The following is a 21786-nucleotide window of genomic DNA, read 5'->3' as shown; positions in this document are numbered from 1 at the left end:
TCACAGTTAGGCAAACTAACTGTGATGCTTTTTTATTGGCTATGGTTGGCTATGGAAATTCAACATCGAATGAACCATCTTCTGTTTTTACCAACTCGGATAATAATAAATTTCTGACTGCTTCTAGATAAATGGCTTCACGCATTTCAGTAAAAGAACGATGTGCTTCTACTTGAAATTCATAGATGGGGCGATGTTGTCCCCAGTTTCGCCCATTGATGACTGTTTTCAATTGTTGCAGGTTGTCTGATTGTTCGATCCAAAGAGTATCTAAGGCTTTTAAAAGAATGATTCGCTTGAAAAATAGCTGTTGGAAACTATCTGGCATAAATTGTTGAATGTGAATCAAACGCTCTGAAATCAGATCCAATAAAAATTTTTTGACCGTTCGCTTATTAAATTTATCTAGTTTCTCGATTTCAAAAACATCAAAATTATAGTCCAAATTATTAAAGATAAAATCAAGGATCGCTTGTTGATTTAGGTTCTCTTTTTTAGTGGTGAATTGATTGATTGTTTCTTCTATGCATTGATTAATGATGTTTTCTAACTCGACAGGGGTACCTTTCATAATGCTGTTTCTCATGCTGTACATTTTGTCTCTTTGAATGGTAATAATTGAGTCAAATTCTAGCGTCGTTTGACGTCCGGCAATTTCTTGATTTTTGCGATTGCTTTGAGACTGATTGATTAGTTTATTGTATTTTTTCTTTTTTAAGGGCGTGAGATCACTGGATAATTCTTCTTGTTCAGTTAATAATTCTCGTTCGTCGGCGGCCCATTTGGGTGCACTTTCAACCACGATTTTGTCTTCCATAGATACATAGAAAATACTGTCACCCGGATCTCCTTGACGTCCAGAGCGGCCCCGAAGCTGATTGTCAATTCGGTCACTGGTCATCCGCTCAGTTCCTACTACTAATAGACCACCATTTTCCCGTGCGTCTTCTTCCAGTTTAATATCTGTACCACGCCCAGCCATTGAAGTAGCCACAGTTACGGCACCTTGTTTACCAGCTTCTGAGATGATCCAGGATTCCTTGGTCGCTGTTGTAGCGTTTAAAAGATTATGAGGGATTCGATGCTTTAAGAGAATCAGGGAGTATAACGTCGACATTGAGACTGATCCTGTCTCAATCAATACGGGGCGTTCTTGCGTCAAAGCATTTCTTACTGCTTCTAAAGAAGCCATGATTTTCGACTGATTGGTCACATAGACCAGATCCTGATGATCTTTTCGGCGAATGGGTTTATTTGTCGGAATTTCGATTACGTCAATATCATACGTTTCTCGAAATTCGTCGGCGTCTGTTTTGGCAGTACCAGTCATTCCGGACAAAATTTTAAATTTTCGGAATAGGTTTTGGTAGGTAATGGAGCCCATGGAGCGGCTCTCTGTAGTAATCTCTACGCCTTCTTTCGCTTCGATTGCTTGATGAAGGCCAGCTTGTAGTTTTGTTCCAATCAGCTTACGTCCATTTGCTTCATCAAGCAAAAGAATCTCGTTGTCCTCCACAACATAGTCTTTGTTTAAGTGTAAGAGATAATTGGCCCGTAAGGCAATGACTAAATGACGGTAAAGACTTTTCCATTTTTCTGAAAGAATAGTTTCAATACCTAAGTAGTCTTCGGCTTTTTTTATGCCTGCTTCTGTAAACCAAGCGTGACGTTTGTTTTCACTTCTCATAAAGTCTTTACCTTCAATCAAGCTTTTCACAAACCAATCAGATAGCGTAAAAAAATTTGACTGAACTTTGGGTGCTCCTGAAATGATCAATGGGGTTTGCGCCATATCAAGTAATATTGCATCGATTTCATCTATCAGTACATAATTGAAGTGGGTGACATATTGTTCGTCTGGAGAAACAGCCAAGTTGTCAAATAAATAGTCAAAGCCCAGTGCGCTATGCGTCGTATAGACGATGTCTGCTGCATAGACCACCTCTTTATCGATTTCTTCTCCTTCATCTTCATGTTCAGGAACACCTGCAGCCACGGATAGTCCTAGAAAACGATAGACTTTTCCCGTTTCTTCAATATCTCGCAAGGCTAAATACGTATTAGAAGTAATCAAGAAATTGCCTTTGCCTCCCAGACCATGTAAATACATCGGCATGGTTGCGGTCAATGTTTTTCCTTCTCCGGTTTTCATTTCAGCAACATTGCCGTAAAAAAGAGCAATTGCGCCAAGAATTTGAACAAAATAAGGCTCCATTCCCAAGACACGACGGTCTGCTTCGACAACGACAGCATAGGCTTGCGGGAGTAAACTCTCCAGTTTTTTGCCCTGTTCGAGTTGTTGTCGAAAATGAATGGTTTGCATTTGCAATTCTTGATCTGATAATTGCCGATAGTTTTCTGCAAGACTTTGAACTTTTCTCGCCAACCGAATATACTTGCGAAACTTTTTATCTTTCATTTTTTTGTTCCTCCTTTCAAAAACTGATATTGCTTGTGGCTTAAGCTTAATCAGCAATGCTTTCTAATTTAGCACGAATCATGACGTCGTCTAGGTCAAAAAGATATTCCCTCATCAAATCATTGGCTTCTAAAAAAAAGACGATCTTTCCCTTCTGAGTAACTAGTTTCATCTTTCTTGATGCAATAAGTGGTTCTTCGTTTTGATCCAGCAGCGCTTCACCAGAACTTGTTACGAAGTGAAGTGAAAACGTATAGGTTTTGGTGCTATCCATATTATAGTAGGGAAATTCACCGTGATAGATGGACTCTTGATCAACTGCTTCCAAAGAGTCATCAGTCCGCAAAACGACAGCTTTTAGGTTTAACTTAGGCGTCGGTTCATTGTCAGGGACCCTAGATTCTGTAGTCGGTGTTTCGTTGACTGTTAAATTTTCTTTCAAAAAAAAGATACCTCCTAAGAGCAAAACGAGAGGTATGATGACTTCAATTAGTTTTTTCATAGTAAAGACCTTCTTTTGGGGGCTATTTCTCAGGAAATTCTCCCTTTTTTTCTTTTCCAATCCTTGTATTTCTCTGATGACCATTTAAAGTGAGTAGTTTTTACTTATTTGAATTTAAAACGATGATACCACAATGACCAACCTCACCTTTTCCTTTTTTTTTTTTATTTCAACAAAAAACAAGTACAAAAGGCAATTTTAAACCTGTTACTATTTTGTTAAACCTTGCAGATTAAAAAAAAGTAAGAAAATTGGAGATGAAAATGAAGAATCAAAAAGAACTCATTCGAAGAATAATCGCGAGCTTTTTCCTTTTGTTCATTGTTGAGATAGGTAAGCATATCCAGGTTCCTTTTTTTATTTCAGAAAAGATACCAGAGGAATCAACTAGTTTGATTCTGAAATTTTTAGCGACATCAACCGGTGGGAATTTTACTGTTCCAACGCTTTTTTCTTTAGGGATGGGCCCGTATATGACTGCCCTGATCATCTGGACAACGATCAGCATGATTGATACAGAAAGTATCGGAAATCTTTCCACCAAACGAATTGGGTATATTCAACGCAGTTTGACTCTTTTATTTGCTATCCTTCAAAGTTGCGCACTGGTTTTAAAATTTCGTTCCTCAATGATTGATCAAAAAGCAATTGGAGGCTCTATTGTCCTGTTGTTTTTAGGAGCAGTTCTTCTTTTGACGGCTGGGGGATTGTTCGTTGCATGGCTAGCTGATATCAACATTGATAAAGGAATTGGAGGTCAAAGTCTGTTTATTGTTCCAGGTTTACTGATGAATATCCCAGCTATGTTAATTTCGGGACAAACAGAATCCGTTCATTTAAGTCAAAACTTTATTATCGGGTTAGTTATGGTGACCTTAGTTTTTATTTATCTCACACTCTTCCTTTACAATGCAGAATACCGTATCAATATTGAACGGACAGGTATCGACAGTCGCTTTAACAATTCGTATATTCCTATTCGACTTTTACCTGCCGGGGCAATGCCTTTCATGTTTGCAGTAACCGTCTTTTCAATGCCACAGCTTTTACTATTGAACGAAAAGTGGGGAGACACAGGCTTTTCAAATTTTATTACGACTTACTTTTCCTTTAATAATGTGCGGGGTATTTTCACTTATGGTCTGATTCTCTATGTTTTAGGTTACGGATTTAGTTTTATAAATGTTCGACCATACGATATAGCCAAAAATCTAAAAGAGACGGGAGATTACATTTTAAATGTTGCTCCTGGCAAACAGACAGAGCGATATATATTGAAGCGTTTATCAACCGTTGCATTACTTGGCAACAGTTATCTTGTGATCGTTTCAATGATTCCCTTGTTGATTGGATTGCAAAATCAAATCATTTCCAACTTAGCTTTTTATTTCGGAAGTATTTTTATGTTGATCATCATTTTAGAAACTATCACAAATGAAATACGGTTCCTCTTTTCCAGACATACTTACCGGATTTTTTAGAGGATGTTAGGAGGCGATTTTTTGAATTATTTTATCCCTGATTGGACGACCAGTAGTGGCAATTTAGAAAGTGATTATATGATGAATATCATTCAGCTTTTCAAGAACAATCGAGAACCGTATCACTTATTGTTATTGGAGCATATACCGTTTTTACGTTATCAGATGCATGCATATGAATTAGAAGTAGCGCAAATGACTTCGCTTTATGATCGCTTGCAAGACATTCAAAAAACCAATGGATTTCCCTTAGATGTCGATGACTTGCCTCTTGCTCTGAATGTTGAGAAGGTCTATACACCTTTTGGAATCACGCTGATTAAGGAAAATCAACCATTTGGTGAAATTCGGTTCAATTCATTTGGTTTTGCAGAACAGATGTCTATAATGACGGAACCTTATCGACAAATCCTCTTTTTCGATGATCGGGGATTTATTTCTGCAAAATCGTTCCAGAATGACAAAGGGGAACAAGTAAAGAAGATTTATTATAACGAATCGGGAATGGAAAAATGTGTGGAATACTTTGGAGAAAATCCACACGTTGAGCTGGTAAATCCTCGGAAAAGTGGACTAAAGAAAAGTCAGTATCGAAGCATGGATGAACTTCTTTTAGAGATGATGAATCAATTTCAACTGAACCTTGAGCCAGAAGATCAAATCCTCTGTTTGACAAATGAGCGGAGTCTACGATTGGTCAAAACGAACGAGGAACGAAAAAGAGTGATCCAGATCGTTTCTGATGCCCACAGACTTTCAACTTGTGCATCAGATGAAAAAGCAGCATTATGGGCTGGCGAAAATAAAATCATTACGGATTCGACTAGTAATCAAACAGCGCTTTTCTCTTTAATGAAACAGTCCGGTGTCAATGACTTATCTCGGATACAACGCATCCCTATTTACACAACTTCTTTTCAGCTGGGCAATAGCAACTCCATTCCCCAGCTGGTTCTTTATTGGAACGCCGGTGAGCTTAACGAAGACGTTCGGAGAATCCATCATCTATTACTGCAAAAAGTTATTCAGAATGATCGTTATGACTTAATTATCGAAACGACGACATTCCAAAGCGAAGTCGTTTTACGAGAAGCACAAAAAGAACTGGTTGATACTCACTTCGGTGTCGATAGTGAATCTGAGGAGTATCAAAAGGTATTAAAGTATTTCGAAGCAAAAAAGGCGAAAAAGTTATTTAAAACGGATGAAGAGGCGATTGAAGAGATCCGAGAAAGCAAAAATTGGCGAAATCTAGTAGAGGCAGTTGATGTCAATTTTAGGATTCACTTTCGCTTGGATTCTCATCTCACCACGATTCGTCAGGATTTCAATGAGACACGATTGTATATTGATTTGTCTGCTGAAGTTGATGTCCAGAAACAAGCACTAGCTGTTAGTGCAGGGATTCCTCAGCTTGTTAGGAAGAAAACCGATTATGTGGATGACCAAAAGAATGGGCAAATCATTGGTCAAATTAGAGAATTAGATGCAGCAATCGCTTTTTACCTGGACGATTTAAATAATTGGAACCAAGCATTGGTGGAAAATATTAGTTATATTGAGCGTTTTAGTGAGGAAAATATTATTAAACAATGGAGGGAGTTGCTAGAGGGTGTCGTCTAAACAGATTCAGGTATTTCATGTTGCAGCTGTTTCTTCTGAGGGGCAAAAGCAGCTTTCTCCTTTGTTTGCCTATCAGTGGCTTCCGTTGGCCTATGATTTCAGAAAAGATGAGCAGGAGCTACAGCTGTTTAAGAAAGACAAATATAATACCAAATACCATCGGGCAATTTTTCTTCTAGAGGAAAATGCCGCGATTCTTGAAAATTTGGAATTTTTAAAACAATTACCAGCCTACCAAATATTTTACGAAGAAAATGGGCAGCTATCTCCAGAAGTTCAAGCGCTATTCACATTAAAAGCAGCGAATCCTTTTGATAAAAAGCAGCTAGAAAATGTTTTTCGTACGATCAATGAGCAATTCTCAGCAAAGCAACAAGGATATAAGCTATCTATGGATCACATGAAATTTAATAAAACTGTCCCGTTGCAGATCGTTAAAGAAGGACATGCAGCCTGTCAGGTAAAGGCACAACTGACATCAGACGATCAGCAAATAACTACTTGGAAAATGACTAACCTGATTCCTAAAAACGAACGCACCTGTTTTTATCCGGAGATCGCAGATGTTCAAGGAGAAGTGACATTAAAAATCAAACTCTTTTTCATTAAAGAAAACACGAATCAAGTCATCCAAGTGATTGAGGTCCTTCACGATCAAATCATAAATGGGGAGCCGGTTTACTTCAAATTAGATCAAAATTCATACATCAATGTTTCATTGTATGCCAAAGGAAATCGAGGGCAATTTACGATCGGGCAGATGCACCTGCGAAGAGCAATGGCAGATGAAAGTGTCATGATTCCAGGAGGTGGTCGGATTCGGGATGAAGAGAATCTGGGGGGAGAAGTGATCTATTACTTTAATCCGGGAGATTTAAAACCTCCATTAGCGGTTTATTTTTCTGGCTATCGTTCAGCGGAAGGATTTGAAGGCCGTGGGATGATGGGAAGTATGGGCTGTCCGTTTCTGCTGATTGGTGACCCTCGTTTAGAAGGTGGGAATTTCTATCTAGGCAGCCAGAAATTCGAACAAGAAATCGTAGCGATCATCTTAGGGAAACTAGCACTGCTAGGTTTTGAAAAGTCAGATCTCATTTTATCCGGATTGTCGATGGGCACGTTTGGCGCGCTATATTTTGCTAGCGATTTAAGCCCAAACAGTGTCATCGTGGGAAAACCGTTGACGAATCTTGGTTCCATTGCTCTAAATGAACGCATCAATCGACCAACTGGATTTCCAACCTCATTGGATATGCTGCTTTACAATATTGGGGTTGTTTCAAAAGAAGCGAGCAGTCAATTGAATGAACGGTTCTGGAGCAAATTCAAAAGTGGCGATTATCGGGAGACAACCTTTGCGATCGCCTATATGAAACAAGACGATTACGACATGGAGGCATTTCCAATGTTGTTTGAATTTTTAAAAAATAATTTCCCCATGACTCGTGTTCTGTATAAAGGCATGATCGGCCGACATAACGATAATAGTCCTGCCATCAATAATTGGTTTTTGAAACAATACAAAAATATTCTCGTGCATACATTTCACCGCGATATCAAGAAAATATTATAGGGAATGAGGGAGTCGATGAATAGTTTATATCGTATCAAGTGGGGGATCGACTTTAATGACAATTATAATTATGGCGCAAAAATAGCTTATATGCCCTCTGGGGATGTCTTGTACTCTTCTCCTTTGATGCCTCCAGGCGTCAGTATTAAATCTTGGTATTCGAAAACAGAATTTCATATTAGTCGGAAATCACCAATGCTACCAATGTTACTGCCTGGATACAAGTACGAGTTAACACTTCATGCTGCATTCGATCGTAAGGAAGCAGTACAGCTATTGGTGGAATTTTTTGATAAGGATGGTTTTCTCCTTGAAAAACTAGTCTTCGAAACAAACCAAGAATGTTTTCTCTTTCCGCAAGGTGCCACTGATTATCAGATTCATATGGTAAACAAAAAGCATCAAGAGATTCATTTTAAGGATTTGGTTTTATCCACTAAGGAGAATCAAGCATTTGAAGTGGTTCCTATAAATGCAACCACTGGAGCAAACCAAGGCTCAAACATAGCAACCAGCGTTGTTGCGGTTACACCGTTGATTGAGAAACATGCTGCATTATCGGTCGTATTTGAAAAACAGAACAGCTATGTCAAAGAATATTCACTTTCAGATTTTGAAGCAGGATTGTTTGTTGAACCGGATACTAAGGCTGCATCATCGTATTTGGAAGTATTGCTTGAACAAATCTATCAGCGAAGCGACAGTCCCGAAAAAATCAACCTTAAAATGGGACAAAATTTTTCTTTGCTGGAGTCTTGTTACCACGAAGATTTTTCTGTATTAGCTTTATTATTTGCAAAGCCAAATGAAGAAGCCGAAGCACCCGAGCTTATGGATCGTCTGCAAAAAAAGATCGCACTTAATCAAAGGGCACTAAAAGTTTTAGAGAATGTAAAAGAAAACAGGAAAAAATCAACCTAATAAAGAGGGGGACATCATGAATTTTTTTGTAAATAAAGCAATGGGGATTGGTAATTCTGGTGTGGAACATGCACAGTTCTATCGTGCTGCTTGTTTTGATAGAAAAAATATTCCCTATAAGTATATTTTTATGGAGCTAGTGAAGAATCTCCATGAAGCCATGGCGGCTTGGAAAATACCAGATGATAAAGTCATCTCCATGTGGGAATATTTTGCACTAGAAGGTGATTATTTAAGGCAAGGGGCTAAAGCAGTTTTTACTGCACAACAAGATCTCTTAGTAGATGCTACGAACACACATAGAATCAAAGAAACCATCACGTCATCAGGATTAAAAATCGTTGAGCATATGGAAAAATCTCCTAGTCCAAAAAAGGAAGGCTTACTGCTAGTTTCGGATTATCGGGTAGAGATTTTTGACTATCGAACGAATCAAAGAAAAATCATGTACAGTTATCGAAATGATTCGCATCGAGGAAGAGTAATGACGAATATTCATTTGTTTGCTTTCAAAGGCAAACATCGTTTCTTTAGAAATGAAGTCTTATTGCAGCGATTTTTCTTTAAACAACTGATAGAAGAATTCCCAGAAACCAAAAGTATCATCATTGATCGGGGGGAGGAAAGCGAGGCTGCTTTATATGATCATTGTCCTCCGGAAATCAAATTGATTGAGATCGTTCATGCCGATCATTTATCTGATCGTGACGTAGCTAGCGCACCTCTTTGGAACAATTACTATGAATTTGCTTTGACGCATTTGGAACAAGTCGCTCATATCGTTGTTGCGACAGAATTGCAAAGGCAAGATTTGTTGATCGATTTCCCAAACGAGTCCAAAAAAATTGTGACGATCCCGGTGGGAGGGATTCGCGATGTGACAGAAGATTCATTTGAATTAGGCAAACAACAGGCAGAAAAGTTTGTGACAGTCTCTCGTTTGGCATCCGAAAAGCACATTGATCTTGTGATGCGGGCAATTGCTGCAGCAAAAAAAGAACATCCAACGATCTCTTTAGACATCTATGGTCAAGGGGGAGAAGAAGGTAAGTTAAAAGCAGTGATCAAGGAGTTGAATGCAGAAGAGTACATTCGGTTAAAAGGGCATTCTCATGCAATCAATGAAGTATATCCTGATTATGATGCATTTATCTCTGGTTCTTTCTCAGAAGGTTTCGGATTGACTTATATTGAAGCTTTAAATGCAGGATTGCCAATTGTAACCTTCAAGGCTCGTTTTGGGGCCATGGAGTTGATCAAAGAAGGAGTCAATGGTTATTTGAAAGATTTTTCTAGAACTGATGAAGCTTATACTATTCAGCAACTAACAGATGGCATTCGTCAGTTGACTGCTTCTGATCTGAACCAACTTAAAGCCAATACCCGCAAGTCTGTACGAATGTTTCAAGACGCGATAATTGCAGAGAAATGGAGTGAGTTGATCGATGCATTATGAATTAGTCACCGTGATCCGACCAAATGACCGAATTTGGATGGCACAAAAATCACGAATCAAAGAAGGAAGTCAAGTGTTGTCCATCTCACCGAGTCCAAATTTTCAAGCGATGCTCCAAAAAGAAGCATTGCAGGGAATAAATATTTTAGATCAAGTGACACAGCGCAGTCACGATCCAGAAGCCTTTCTGTTTTTTAACCAAGTACCAACAGCTTACTCTACAGAAGTTTATATGAACGAGGACCGGACCATTTCCTTGATCACTGATGGAGATGAAGTAGGTAAAGTGAGCTTGTATCCTATGACTAGAAGACATGTCAAAGAAGTTCGCTACTTTTATCCTGATGGCACGACAGATTTCATTGAAGAATATGCCACAGATGGGAAATTATTCTCAACTATTTATTACTGCAATGACCAGGTTCAAGAGATTGCTTTTTTCAATGATCAGCAACAAAGTATTCTGAATTACTATTTTTATCAAGGCACCATCAATTTAGTCACGATTCGTGATACAGAAACATTCAAGGTAACTCAAAAATTTAACACAACACTTGATTTCATTCGTGATCAGTTAGCTTTTCGGTTAACAGAAAATGATACAGTTGGCATTTCATATATGGGGTTAGAATTATTTTCTCTAGCAAAATCCAACTCGACAAATACACTTTATCTGGAAGAATCGCCGCTTGATGGCAAAGGGAATATCAAAGGGAACTTAATGAGTATTTTAGATGACCGCGTTCCTTATATTCATAAGGTAGAAGTCGATCAAAAGAATTATCAGTTGTTGGCAAACAAAAATGTATGCTTGGACAAAGTTGTGTTGAAAGGATGAAGACAAAATGAAAAAAATGAAAACCACTGAATTGTATGAGCAAATTATGTTGTTAATAAAAGAGAACAGCGGGTCCATGCTCACTTTTGAGAAGGAACAAGAGGAAGCAAAGAAACTTTTTGCTCATCAAAACGCATTGATTGATCAGCTGATTCAAATCAATCAAGAAATGAAAGCAATGATGAACAAGTCAGAAAACGATATCGATCTAAATGTGATCCAAACATTAAAAAAACAATTCAATGCATCTTTTGAGCAGCAACAGGAGGAGCAAAATAAATTACAAATGATTTATGAGAAGCTCTTTTCTGCTTATGAGGTTGAAAAGCAAATGCTTCGAACCTATTTTTTGAATGAAACCGAGCAGATCATTGATCGGTTAACCTCAACCGTCGAAAGACAAGATAACGATGTGAATCAATTGAGTCAAGAGCTGATTGATGAGCTTCGGGCAGTGGAAGTAGCAGAGGTAGTGAATGAGATAGCTACAAACGAAAATGAACCAGTAGAAAATGTTTCAGAACTGAGTGAATCACTACAACTGGCAGACGATCAGAACCAGTAGATAAACCAGTTTTCTTCATAGTTGTTTGCCGAAAATAAACTGGGAAGAGGTGATTTCGTTGGCGAATAATCAGCTAGAAAAAACGATTCAAGCGGGATTTCAAGAAGAACGAGAAAACGTAAGAAATCACTCAGAAGAAAAGAAAAAGGGCAAAGCGATCACCATCGTGCTTTCCTTAGTTATGTCGATCGTGATCCTTGGATCGTTGGTTTATTCTTTATTGGAAGCATTACAGAAGTAAGAATAAAAATAGGTCCTGCATTTTAGAAAAAAGGATTTGAAAAATATGGAAACTAGATTACTAAGCGTTTGTCGATTAATTAGCACGATCAACCCAGACTTAAAGATACCTGATACATCAGTCGTTGCTGTCAATATTGATCGCGAGAAATTAGAAGAGATACGCAAATGTAAAGGACTATCTGTGAAATCTTTTGAAAGAAAGATTGGGTTATCTCGCTCACGGTACTATAGATGGGTACAATATGAGATCGATTTGCCCTTCGAATTGGTTGTTGGCATCAAGAAAATGTTGAGCATTTCAGATACCGAATTGCTAGACATGTTTGCAATGTCAACAGATGAACAACTTCATCTATTGAGTGTATTGATTTATAGCTCTTTATCAACGAAAGAGGACATGTTTGTTACCTTTATGAAAGTTAGAAAAGAGTTAGAAAAGTTTCGCCCCTCAACTGAGGATAATACGATATTTAAACTCATGTTGGCCTATTCTGACATCGTATTTGGTTGTATGAACCAGAAAGTCCCAGATGCAAGTTTAGAAATGCTTGAAACATTTTTTCTGGGAACTGATTTTTATACATTATTTGACAGCCTTTTATATTTAGCTACATTACGCATCAAACAGCGCTATGGCTTGCACGCTTCATCTTTAGAAAAACAAATTTTTTTGTTAGAGAGCTGCCTTTTAAAGAAAATAAATTCGACTGATTTTACGGAACTGCGGCCAGTCTTAGTAGGCGCCGTATTAGATTTATCAGAATGTTTGGTAGACATCCAACGCTGTGATGATGCGGTTCAATTACTTCAACATGCAAGTCGTTTAATGGAGGAACATTGGCATATTGATGTCTATAATCAGACAGTTCTAAAATTAGTCAAATATTTGCTGCTTACAAGGAATACTGCACAAGAAGATCCTGCTGTACAACTGTTTTCTAAAAATTTGAAGGGTGCAGAATGGTGCTTACCAAAAGATGAAGTGATGTTTGTGCGGGCAATGATGGAAAAGGAGATGGGACAAGCGTGAATCGGTGGGTGACGACGATCATTGAATCGAATGCAGCAGATTCAGTCAAAAAAGCGAAAGTAGATGTTTTTCACATTGCCAATGGGATGGATTATCAACCTTTATATATTTATCGTTATATCGATGAGAATGAAGATGATTATGCACTTATGTCAAGGATTGATGGCATTACAGCTGGTGTCGCTTATGAAGATATCGTGGTCTATCAATATCCAAGTTATAACGGAGCCCATTTTGACCGAATGTTCTTACAAAGAATGAAACAAAGAGGGATTTACACGAGTTTATTCATCCATGACGCTGAGATGTTACGTGGGAAAGTCGATTTTGATGAATCTGCTCTTTTCAATGAAGCAACAGTATTGATCGTTCATAGCCAAGCTATGCAGACAGCCTTAGTCGAAAGAGGCGTGACACGGAGAATGATCCAAAAACCATTTTTCGACTATCAGCATCAAGATGTTAGTGTCAGTCATGAAAGACCAGAAAAACGAGTTGTCTTTGCAGGAAATTTGGCAAAAACCCGTTTTCTTCAGCAGTGGCCCAATCGCACGGAAATTCTTGTATACGGTGATAAAAACGACAGTCATTTTGGTCCGAATGTTCATTATTGTGGTGTTTTTGAGCAAGAAGAATTGGTTCGTAGGATGGAGAAAAATGGTTTCGGACTTGCGTGGGATGATAAGTTGCCTGATGGTGGTGACTACCAACAATATACGAAGTATAATGCACCACACAAAATCTCGTTGTATCTCTCGTTAGGAATCCCTGTCATTGTATGGAAAGAAGCAGCTATAGCAGAGATGGTACAGAAACTGGAACTTGGCATTACTATCAACGCAATTGAAGACATTGATCATCAATTAAGTGAGTTAACAGATGAAGAGCTGCTGCGGATAAAAAATAATGTTCTTTCATTTAGTCGTTTACTGCAATCAGGAATATTTACTAGAACGGCACTGATGGATTCAGAAGTGAAAATACTCCTAGGCAAAGGAGCAAGTCAAGCATGAAACAATCAATGAGTACAAAGAAGTTATCCGCAATCATTCAAATCAGCGAACTAGACCAGATGTTGACTGATTTGAAACAAACGATCGAACAACGGGACAGTAAAATTGCGCGATTACAACAAATGATTTTAGAAAAACGACAGTCAGCCATTGGTTATCGCGATTTTATTGTCTTAAAGAATAGCCAAGAAGAATTGAGAGAGTTATGCAAAAAAATTGACTTGCAGATGGTCAAAACCAATGAACTTTTACGGCATATACGTAATACAAAAGTAATTTTCAGCGACTTGTTGCTTTTAGAAGCAGAAGTCAACGAACAAATGAGTAAAATTCAGGAACTGTCCAATGCATTCTTTATCCAAGAAGAGGCAGGAAAATAGAGGATGAAATAGCAATAGTGTTATTAGGGAAGCTGTAAGTCATGATAAATAGGGAAGTTAGGGGGATTAGTGTGAACAAAATCATTGCATTAGACATTGATGAATTTCGAGTAGGCGTTGTTGGCTACGGTTATCAAGATGTCAGAAGTTCTGTTTATTCAGAAGTCAAAAAAAATAATCTACAATATCTTTTAGGAAAGAATAATGAACCGATCTACCTAAAAAACAAAGTAGGGAAACGAATACTTCTCGGGGGCAGCGAGAAAGAAATCACTTGGGGGCTCGACAAGTTGTATAGTCGACGATCAGAAGCCTATCAAACATTTGGCAATCCGTTGGCAATCCTGGGAGACCAAAAATTTAAGACATATATCAAAACGATACTCTCTTATTTAGTAGCGAAAAGACCCTCACTTTTTACTGAAATTGCAGAGGATTACTTTAGCTGTTCATTATGCCTTGGCGTAGCAACAGAAAGTTTTGACCGGCTTGCTGACATTGAGAGACAACTGGCAGATGAATTCGAGACAGTTGTTGATGGCACGCACTATCAGATCCGCATCGAGCGAGTAAAGCTGATCCCGAAATCTCTGGGCGCAATTTTTGAAAGCAAACGAAATGATATTCATTTGATGTTAGGCGTGGAAGAAATTCTTGCTGGGTTGACCTATGTGATTGAAATCAATGATCATTCTCTCACTTGTGATAGCTACGAAAATGGGGAACTGATCAAAAGTTCAAAAGTCACAGACGGCTTGTTTGAATTGGCAGGCAACGTGGTACAAGCTTATCAAGAAAATGAGGGGGATCATCCCGCACCTATCTTTGCGCTAGATCATGGCGTCGTTTACGATATGCTTGTCACAGCTAAGAAAAACAATCCATTTGTCGTGACGATCAATGGAGGTCAGACAATAGATTTAACTGAGATCGTTAAAAAAGAGACGACTGCTTTGACAGATCAATTGATTGATTATGTAAACAGTGATCAAGATATTCAATATGCTGATACAATTCTAATCAGAGATATTCCTTCAGAAACGATCAACGAAAACACAGTAAATCAGGCACTCAACAAGATGGGGTTATCTTGTAAAGTGTTTAACAATAAAAATGCTCTTGGCGTGTATCTCTTCGGAGAGTTGTTTTGGAAAAGTCAACTGAATGCTTCGATAGATCACTTTGAGGATAACAGTCCATTTCCAATGAAGCCAGACGGTTTAGAGTCGAAAGTGAATGCAGAACCTTTACCAGTCGAGAAGTCCCTCGAATCTTCAACTAACCAAATTGATTCTGAGCTACCAGAAGCTACCAAGCAAAAGAGTCATCATAGAAGCTTATCAGTAGAAGCAATCTTTGCGGAACAGTCGGAATTGCTTGATTTCTTGATCAGCAACGACAAAGAGTAGTCAATTTGGAGAAGGAAACGTGAATTTCGAGCGGATTGCAATAACCATTCCCTTTTTTTCCATGGTTAGTCTTTTGTACTAGATCAGAACATCGGACTTTGCAATAAAGTCTTGTCGTCAATAAGGATTGATATGTTGTACAAAAAACACACTTGGGACTGAAGAATCAATTATGATTCATCAGTCCCAAAAACGATAAAGACGTTTCTTTGTACAGTAAAAGTTAAGAGAACTTATAAATAAAGGGAAAATAACAGTAAGATTTTAAAGAATCTGCTAAAATTTTTGTAACCGAAAATGAAAATAATATGATTGTTTATGAAAATTTCATTTTCAGTTTACAATTATTTTTTTTTGACAAGTGAAATTTTAGCGAGTAGCCAATCACTCCTGATGTTTAAGAGTTTTTAAGGAAAGAACTTTTATCACAAACAAAAGATTCTTTCTGGATTTTGAGTATTTATCATGAAAAAAATATTCTGTTGTTTTTCAAACAAAAGAAATCCTATTTCATTTTCACAAATTCCCTTGAGAGAAGGACCCATTTTTTGGCTTTTGCTCTCATTTTTCTCACAGAATCAAAATTTGGGTCATTTTGCATTTTCTCTTTTTTCCGATTAGGATAATCACCTGAGTAAAATTTGTTGTTTGGAGGAAGAGAAATGCGTACTTATGTGAAAAAAATAGCTTACCCAATGTTCATGCTGTCCTTACTTATTTTATCCTATTTGGCGCCTTTATTATCAGTCATCACAGCCAATGCGGACACCGAGGAGAATCCCAAAACAATCCTATTTCAAAACGAAAAGGGCATAGCGCAAGTGACATCATTACCAGATCCTACCACAGGGGAGATCACTTGGACGATCCAAGTAGAAAAGAATCAACAAGCAGCAAATCAACTGGCATTCAGCTTGAGTGAAGGGGAACAAAAGGTTCTGCCGAACTCGATTCAAAGCAGCGGCACGCCATTTACATATGATCCGCAAAGACAGCAGCTGATGGAAGAAACCGCTAGCAGTTCTTTTAGCCAAATGACGCTAACGTTTCAAACAAAAAGTCTTCAAACATTGACAATCAAATCCGCCTTTCTTCAAACAGATGAAAAAAATGGACAAGTGAAAGAAGACATCATCAACACAACAGATGTAGCAGTTGTTCTATCTGAAAATGAATCCACAGAAGCAACGAGTACAGAAGCCGTACTTTCTGATACTCAGGATCAAACAGAGGCTTCTGAAAAAAAGGTTGTAACAACAAGCAGCGAGTCACAACAACAAACGGCGTCAAATACTGCATCAAAAACCATAGAATCAACGCTTGATACCCAAGCAAGTGCGCCAGCAGCTTCACAACTTTCAAGTGGGGGCATTTTTAAAAATGATGTTCCTGAAGTTGATGACGCACTTCTAGGAGAAGCGCAATATTTTCATATTTTTGCTAACCATGCGACGCTAAATACACACACGAACGGAAATTTGGCCGTTGGTGAATTAAACGGAAATGTCAATTTTGGGACCAGTATTCAGGATGGTTCTTTGCCAACAGAAATCAATTATATTCAAAAGGTCAATTCCATCGCAAACTCTTCTTTTGTATCAGGAACTGATAGTAGAAAAAACAAAGTTGTTTTTGGCCCATCAGTCACAGTAGATTTAGCAGATCAAAATCAGCAACCTGCCGTTTTTGTAAATGGTCAGAGAATGGATCACTTGAAGACTTCCGAAGTTTTTCAAGATCAATCCGTGAGTGAGCCTTATATAGACTTTGAACAGGCATTTTCAACGTTACAGGCGACGTCAGAAAGACTGGGAGCTTATCCGCAGACACCCGGTGTAACCAAGGATTTCACCGATAATAATCAGCGGGTCATCAATACAGCCGATGCCGAAGATGAGACACAAGTGGTTGTTTTGACCTTGACAGACGAACAAGGAAATCCACTTGATGATGGTGTTTACGAACTTCAAAACAACAAGACGCATAAGGAAGTTGATGAAGAAGTCACAAATGATGATGGGCAGGTGATCGAAGCTGGTCTTCCAGAGGGAGAATATTCCTTTGTGGAAACGGAAGCGCCAGACGGCTATCTGATTGATAAAAAACCCATTTCTTTTTCAGAAGATACAATTGCGAAAGAAGATCAAAAGGTTGTTGTTTCTCTTTCAAAAACGGAATTAGAAAAAGATACGCCGATCACCATTAAAGGGCTAACAAGAGGAAATACGCCTGTAATCATCAATGTGGACACTGAGGGAGCCAGCACCGTTAATGTTAAGTCCCAAATCAAACTAGAATATACGGATGGTACGTCTCGTAATAGCCATGAAACAGAAGAGTTTGATGATGCTGTTATCTTATGGAATTTTGTTGGCCAATCAGAGGGCCAAACGATTTCGATTAATAGTCCATTCCAAGGAACCATCTTGGCTGTTGGTGATACAGTCGATGTCCATCAAAATGTTGACGGCAGTATCATTGCTGATACAGTGCTGGTCAACGCAGAAACCCATCGCTGGGATCTGCAAGCAAATGAAACAATCGTGCCGACTATTAAACTAGCTGCCATGAATCAATTACTTTCTTTTGATACAACGACAATCAGCGGGACCAAAACGTGGGATGATTATGACAACAAATTCAATACCCGTCCGACAAGCATTATGGTTCAATTATTGCAAAACGGTGAAGTATTCCAAACAAAAACGGTTACCCAAAGTAAAGAGGGGGACTGGCATTATGAATTTACTGATCTACCGAAAACTGACGAATCTGGTCAGACTTATGAATACACAATCCAAGAAACACATGTTGAAGGGTATTCTACTAAAGTAAACGGTTATGACCTGGTCAACACGTACCGCAATATTGAAACGACAGACGTAGCTGGAACAAAGACATGGAAAGACTACGATAACAAATTCGAAACAAGACCAGAAAGCATCACTGTCAAGCTGATGCAAAATGATAAAGAAATCGACAAGCAAGTCGTAAAAGCAGATAACCAAGGCGACTGGACTTATCACTTTGAGAATCTGCCTAAGTATGATGAAAAAGGTCAAGCATACACGTACACGATCCAAGAAGAAAAAGTTTCAGGTTACACCACTGAAATCAATGGTTATGACCTAGTCAACACCTATCGCAATACTGAAACGACAGACGTAGCTGGAACAAAGACATGGGATGACTATGGCAACAAGTTCAATACCCGCCCTGAAAACATCACTGTCGACTTAATGCAAAACGGTAAAGAGATTGACAAACAAACCGTAAAAGCTGATAAAGAAAACAACTGGACCTATCACTTCGAGAATCTGCCTAAGTATGATGAAAAAGGTCAAGTGTACACGTACACGATCCAAGAAGAAAAAGTGCCAGGTTACACCACTGAAATCAATGGTTATGATCTAGTCAACACCTACCGCAATACTGAAACGACAGACGTAGCCGGAACAAAGACATGGAATGACTACGATAACAAATTCGAAACAAGACCAGAAAGCATCACTGTCAAGCTGATGCAAAATGATAAAGAAATCGACAAGCAAGTCGTAAAAGCAGATAACCAAGGCGACTGGACTTATCACTTCGAGAATCTGCCAAAGTATGATGAAAAAGGTCAAGCTTACACCTACACGATCCAAGAAGAAAAAGTTTCAGGTTACACCACTGAAATCAATGGTTATGACCTATTCAACACCTATCGCAACACCGAAACAACGGTAGTATCGGGAACGAAGACGTGGAATGACTATGGCAACAAGTTCCACACCCGTCCAGAGAGTATCACTGTGAAGCTGATGCAAAATGATAAAAAAATTGACAAACAAACCGTAAAAGCAGATAACCAAGGGAACTGGACCTATCGCTTTGAAAATTTGCCTAAGTATGATGAAAAAGGTCAAGCATACACGTACACGATCCAAGAAGAAAAAGTGCCAGGTTACACTATTAAAGTCAACGGCTATGACCTGGTCAACACCTATCACAATACCGAAACAACGGTAGTATCGGGAACGAAGACGTGGAATGACTATGGCAACAAGTTCAATACCCGCCCTGAAAGCATCACTGTCGAATTAATGCAAAACGGTAAAGAAATCGACAAGCAAACCGTAAAAGCAGATAAAGAAGGCAACTGGACCTATCGTTTTGAAGATCTGCCAAAATATGATGAGAAAGGTCAAGCGTACACCTATAGCATTCAAGAAGTGGCTGTCAAAGGATACAGGTCAGAAGTCCATGATTATGATTTGATCAATACTTATGTCGAACCAAAAACGCCGAGAACGCCTAAGACACCGAATGATCCTAGCGGTCCCAAAGTACCAACACCTTCTGACAAGTCTGATAAACCGATAAAAATAGCCGGAAACGCCGAGCAAAAGCTGGATGACAAAAAGAACCAGACAGAGTCATCACAGACAGATAATGAAAAACGATTGCCAAAGACAAATGAGGAATCCTCTTATGAACTAAGTGTTCTTGGAAGTATTTTACTCACCATGATCGCCTTCCTATTCTATAAACAGAAACATATTTAACCAAACAAATCTTTGTACTGCTCCTTCGCTAGAAGTCAGTACAAAGATTTTTTCTTAAAAAAGTATAGGACTTATTTAAGACTTGCGACAAAACTTTGGCTGAAAACCGGTGTAAATGGTAAACTAAAATGAAGGGGGGATCCTATGGTTTGGCTATTGCTACTACTGCTAATTTTTATTTTTTTGGTGTACTATGTATATCGCACGTCTGTGATGAAAAAGGGCGTACGCTATTTTGTTTCGGCAATTATTATGCGTAACAATGAATGGTATGAAAAAGAAGGCAGAAAGAAACTGGGGATTCCATACAAAGAGCGGATCGCGAAAAGCAGTTCGGCTTTTTGGTCACAAGGTTCGGAATGTACGGTAACGACCACCGATGATCTGATCCTGAGAGCAGAAGTCTTTGATCAGTGTGCTAAAACGTGGGTGATCTGCTTGCATGGGTATCGCAGTGATGGGCAAGCAGACTGTCAAGATGCGGCCGAGAAATTCTGGGCTGCGGGTTACAATGTTTTAGTTCCTGATTTGCGTGGACATGGCCGTAGTGAAGGCAAAGAGATCGGCTTAGGGTGGCTAGATCGGATGGATCTGCTTTTGTGGATCGATAAGATTTTGGAAAAAGACCCACAAACCCAAATCTTCCTCTATGGTTTAGGGATGGGAGCGGCGACTTTGCTGCTGGCCAGTGGAGAAGTCATGCCGGTGCAAGTTGCGGGTTTGATCTCAGACAGCAGTTATACGTCCGTTTATAGTGCCATTCGGGCAAGTCTACCACAATTTTCTCGGTTACCCGTCAAGCGCTTTTTGCGATTAGCCAATCGTTACAGTAAACACTTAGTCGGCTACCCCTTCCTACAAATCTCAGTGACCCGACAAGTCGGCAGCAACCATTTACCTGTGCTGTTTTTACAAGGAGAAAAGGATACGTTTCTTTCTGAAAAAGAAATCAATACTTTAATGGAAGCAACGGCTGGTCCGAAACAAAAAGTCCTTTTTCCCAATATGGGACATTTACAGGCAGTTAAAGATGCCCCAGAATATTGGCCAACCGTTTTGCAATTTATTGAGAATATCAAACAAAAAACAGACATTGTCTGATAGAAAGGGCGAAAACAATGGAAATAAAAGAAGAAAACAAGCGTTTTGCTTTATATGATGGAGAAACAGAAATTGGTGAGATTACATGGCAAGAAACACCAGATGATGTACTTGAAGTTGATCACACCTTCGTCAACCCTGATTATCGTGGACAGCAATTGGCGCAAAAATTGCTCAAAGCAGTTGTTGAAAAAGCACGACGGGAAGAGAAAAAAATTATGCCTGTCTGCTCCTTTGCGGTCAAAGAGTTCAAAGAAAAACCAGAATATGATGACGTACTCGTTCGCTGATTTGAACGAAAGCGATCTATGAGAAAAAGGCTGTCAGAAAGGACAGTCTTTTTTTTAAACCGTCACGCAACGAGCAATGACAAAAAGGGAGTAGTAATTTCTAGCGGAAAATGCTAAAATAGAAAGGACGACTTTAGCAAGCAAGGAGGAGCTAACGTGTATAATATCTTATTAACTGCTGTAATTGTTATTTCGATTTTAATGGTCATTACGATCATGATGCAGCCTAGCAAGCAAAATAGTGCAGCTAGTGCCTTTACTGGCGGTGCGGATCAATTGTTTGGTAAGCAAAAAGCCCGTGGATTTGAAGCAGTGATGCAGCGCTCAACGGCCATTTTAGGGTTTGTTTGGATGGTCTTGCTCTTTATTTTGGCTTTTCTTTCATCAAACTAATC

Annotated in this window: 18 protein-coding genes; 16 read left to right on the top strand and 2 right to left on the bottom strand. The window is 38.8% G+C overall.

The genetic code is table 11. The annotated features are described in order from the left end of the window. Positions 1-49: 49 nt before the first annotated feature. Together secA2 and CXM95_RS13400 are read right to left on the bottom strand one after the other, a co-directional pair. A complete protein-coding gene (gene secA2, locus CXM95_RS13405) occupies positions 50-2419 on the bottom strand; it encodes an accessory Sec system translocase SecA2 (protein ID WP_086297782.1) in 2370 nt (789 codons plus the stop codon). Positions 2420-2465: 46 nt separating this feature from the next. Continuing rightward, entirely contained in the window at positions 2466-2861 is a 396-nt protein-coding gene (locus CXM95_RS13400; RefSeq protein ID WP_223347115.1) for a hypothetical protein, read from the bottom strand. A gap of 323 nt (positions 2862-3184) precedes the next feature. Between CXM95_RS13400 and CXM95_RS13395 the strand changes: the two genes are divergently transcribed. From CXM95_RS13395 to secG, 16 genes are all read left to right on the top strand, one after another. Next, a complete protein-coding gene (locus CXM95_RS13395; protein WP_034872023.1) occupies positions 3185-4402 on the top strand; it encodes a preprotein translocase subunit SecY in 1218 nt (405 codons plus the stop codon). A 21-nt stretch (positions 4403-4423) separates the two neighbouring features. Next, positions 4424-6025 carry an accessory Sec system protein Asp1 gene (gene asp1, locus CXM95_RS13390; RefSeq protein WP_233499056.1) on the top strand — a complete coding sequence of 534 codons (1602 nt, stop codon included), beginning with the start codon at positions 4424-4426 and terminating at the stop codon, positions 6023-6025. Continuing rightward, a complete protein-coding gene (gene asp2 / locus CXM95_RS13385; protein ID WP_061053140.1) occupies positions 6015-7598 on the top strand; it encodes an accessory Sec system protein Asp2 in 1584 nt (527 codons plus the stop codon). The genes asp1 and asp2 overlap by 11 nt, the downstream gene beginning before the upstream one ends. Before the next feature lie 15 nt (positions 7599-7613). Continuing rightward, positions 7614-8519, top strand: a complete 906-nt coding sequence (gene asp3 / locus CXM95_RS13380; protein ID WP_233499055.1) for an accessory Sec system protein Asp3 — start codon at positions 7614-7616, stop codon at positions 8517-8519. A 16-nt stretch (positions 8520-8535) separates the two neighbouring features. Beyond that, positions 8536-9975, top strand: coding sequence for a glycosyltransferase (locus CXM95_RS13375; protein ID WP_016612576.1), 1440 nt, complete (start codon positions 8536-8538; stop codon positions 9973-9975). Continuing rightward, positions 9965-10813: a hypothetical protein gene (locus CXM95_RS13370; protein WP_086297770.1), complete on the top strand. Its 849-nt coding sequence runs from the start codon at positions 9965-9967 to the stop codon at positions 10811-10813. The genes CXM95_RS13375 and CXM95_RS13370 overlap by 11 nt, the downstream gene beginning before the upstream one ends. A 7-nt stretch (positions 10814-10820) precedes the next feature. Then, positions 10821-11378, top strand: coding sequence for a hypothetical protein (locus tag CXM95_RS13365; RefSeq protein WP_061053136.1), 558 nt, complete (start codon positions 10821-10823; stop codon positions 11376-11378). 49 nt (positions 11379-11427) lie between these two features. Beyond that, positions 11428-11619 (top strand): hypothetical protein, encoded by a 192-nt coding sequence (locus CXM95_RS13360; protein ID WP_077452924.1) that lies wholly within the window; start codon positions 11428-11430, stop codon positions 11617-11619. Between the two features lie 45 nt (positions 11620-11664). Then, the gene (locus CXM95_RS13355; protein WP_086297767.1) at positions 11665-12651 is read left to right on the top strand and encodes a helix-turn-helix domain-containing protein; all 987 of its coding nucleotides are present in this window, start codon (positions 11665-11667) and stop codon (positions 12649-12651) included. Then, complete coding sequence (locus CXM95_RS13350) at positions 12648-13664, top strand: sugar transferase (protein WP_086297765.1); 1017 nt, start codon at positions 12648-12650, stop codon at positions 13662-13664. Before CXM95_RS13355 ends, CXM95_RS13350 begins: the two co-directional genes overlap by 4 nt. Beyond that, complete coding sequence (locus CXM95_RS13345; protein ID WP_086297762.1) at positions 13661-14044, top strand: hypothetical protein; 384 nt, start codon at positions 13661-13663, stop codon at positions 14042-14044. Before CXM95_RS13350 ends, CXM95_RS13345 begins: the two co-directional genes overlap by 4 nt. Before the next feature lie 71 nt (positions 14045-14115). Then, entirely contained in the window at positions 14116-15453 is a 1338-nt protein-coding gene (locus CXM95_RS13340; RefSeq protein ID WP_225869307.1) for a hypothetical protein, read from the top strand. Positions 15454-16115: 662 nt separating this feature from the next. Beyond that, positions 16116-20000 (top strand): Cna B-type domain-containing protein, encoded by a 3885-nt coding sequence (locus tag CXM95_RS13335; RefSeq protein ID WP_101699245.1) that lies wholly within the window; start codon positions 16116-16118, stop codon positions 19998-20000. A 144-nt stretch (positions 20001-20144) separates the two neighbouring features. Further along, positions 20145-21101 (top strand): alpha/beta hydrolase, encoded by a 957-nt coding sequence (locus CXM95_RS13330; RefSeq protein ID WP_005234368.1) that lies wholly within the window; start codon positions 20145-20147, stop codon positions 21099-21101. A gap of 17 nt (positions 21102-21118) precedes the next feature. Next, entirely contained in the window at positions 21119-21391 is a 273-nt protein-coding gene (locus CXM95_RS13325) for a GNAT family N-acetyltransferase (RefSeq protein ID WP_005234370.1), read from the top strand. A gap of 156 nt (positions 21392-21547) precedes the next feature. Then, the gene (secG, locus tag CXM95_RS13320) at positions 21548-21784 is read left to right on the top strand and encodes a preprotein translocase subunit SecG (protein ID WP_005228700.1); all 237 of its coding nucleotides are present in this window, start codon (positions 21548-21550) and stop codon (positions 21782-21784) included. Positions 21785-21786 lie beyond the last annotated feature (2 nt).

The sequence above is a fragment of the Enterococcus sp. CR-Ec1 genome, assembly GCF_002850555.1.
GTDB lineage: Bacteria > Bacillota > Bacilli > Lactobacillales > Enterococcaceae > Enterococcus_D > Enterococcus_D entomosocium.
The sequence above is the reverse complement of the archived record's forward strand: the minus strand, read 5'-3'. Positions and strand labels throughout refer to the sequence as shown.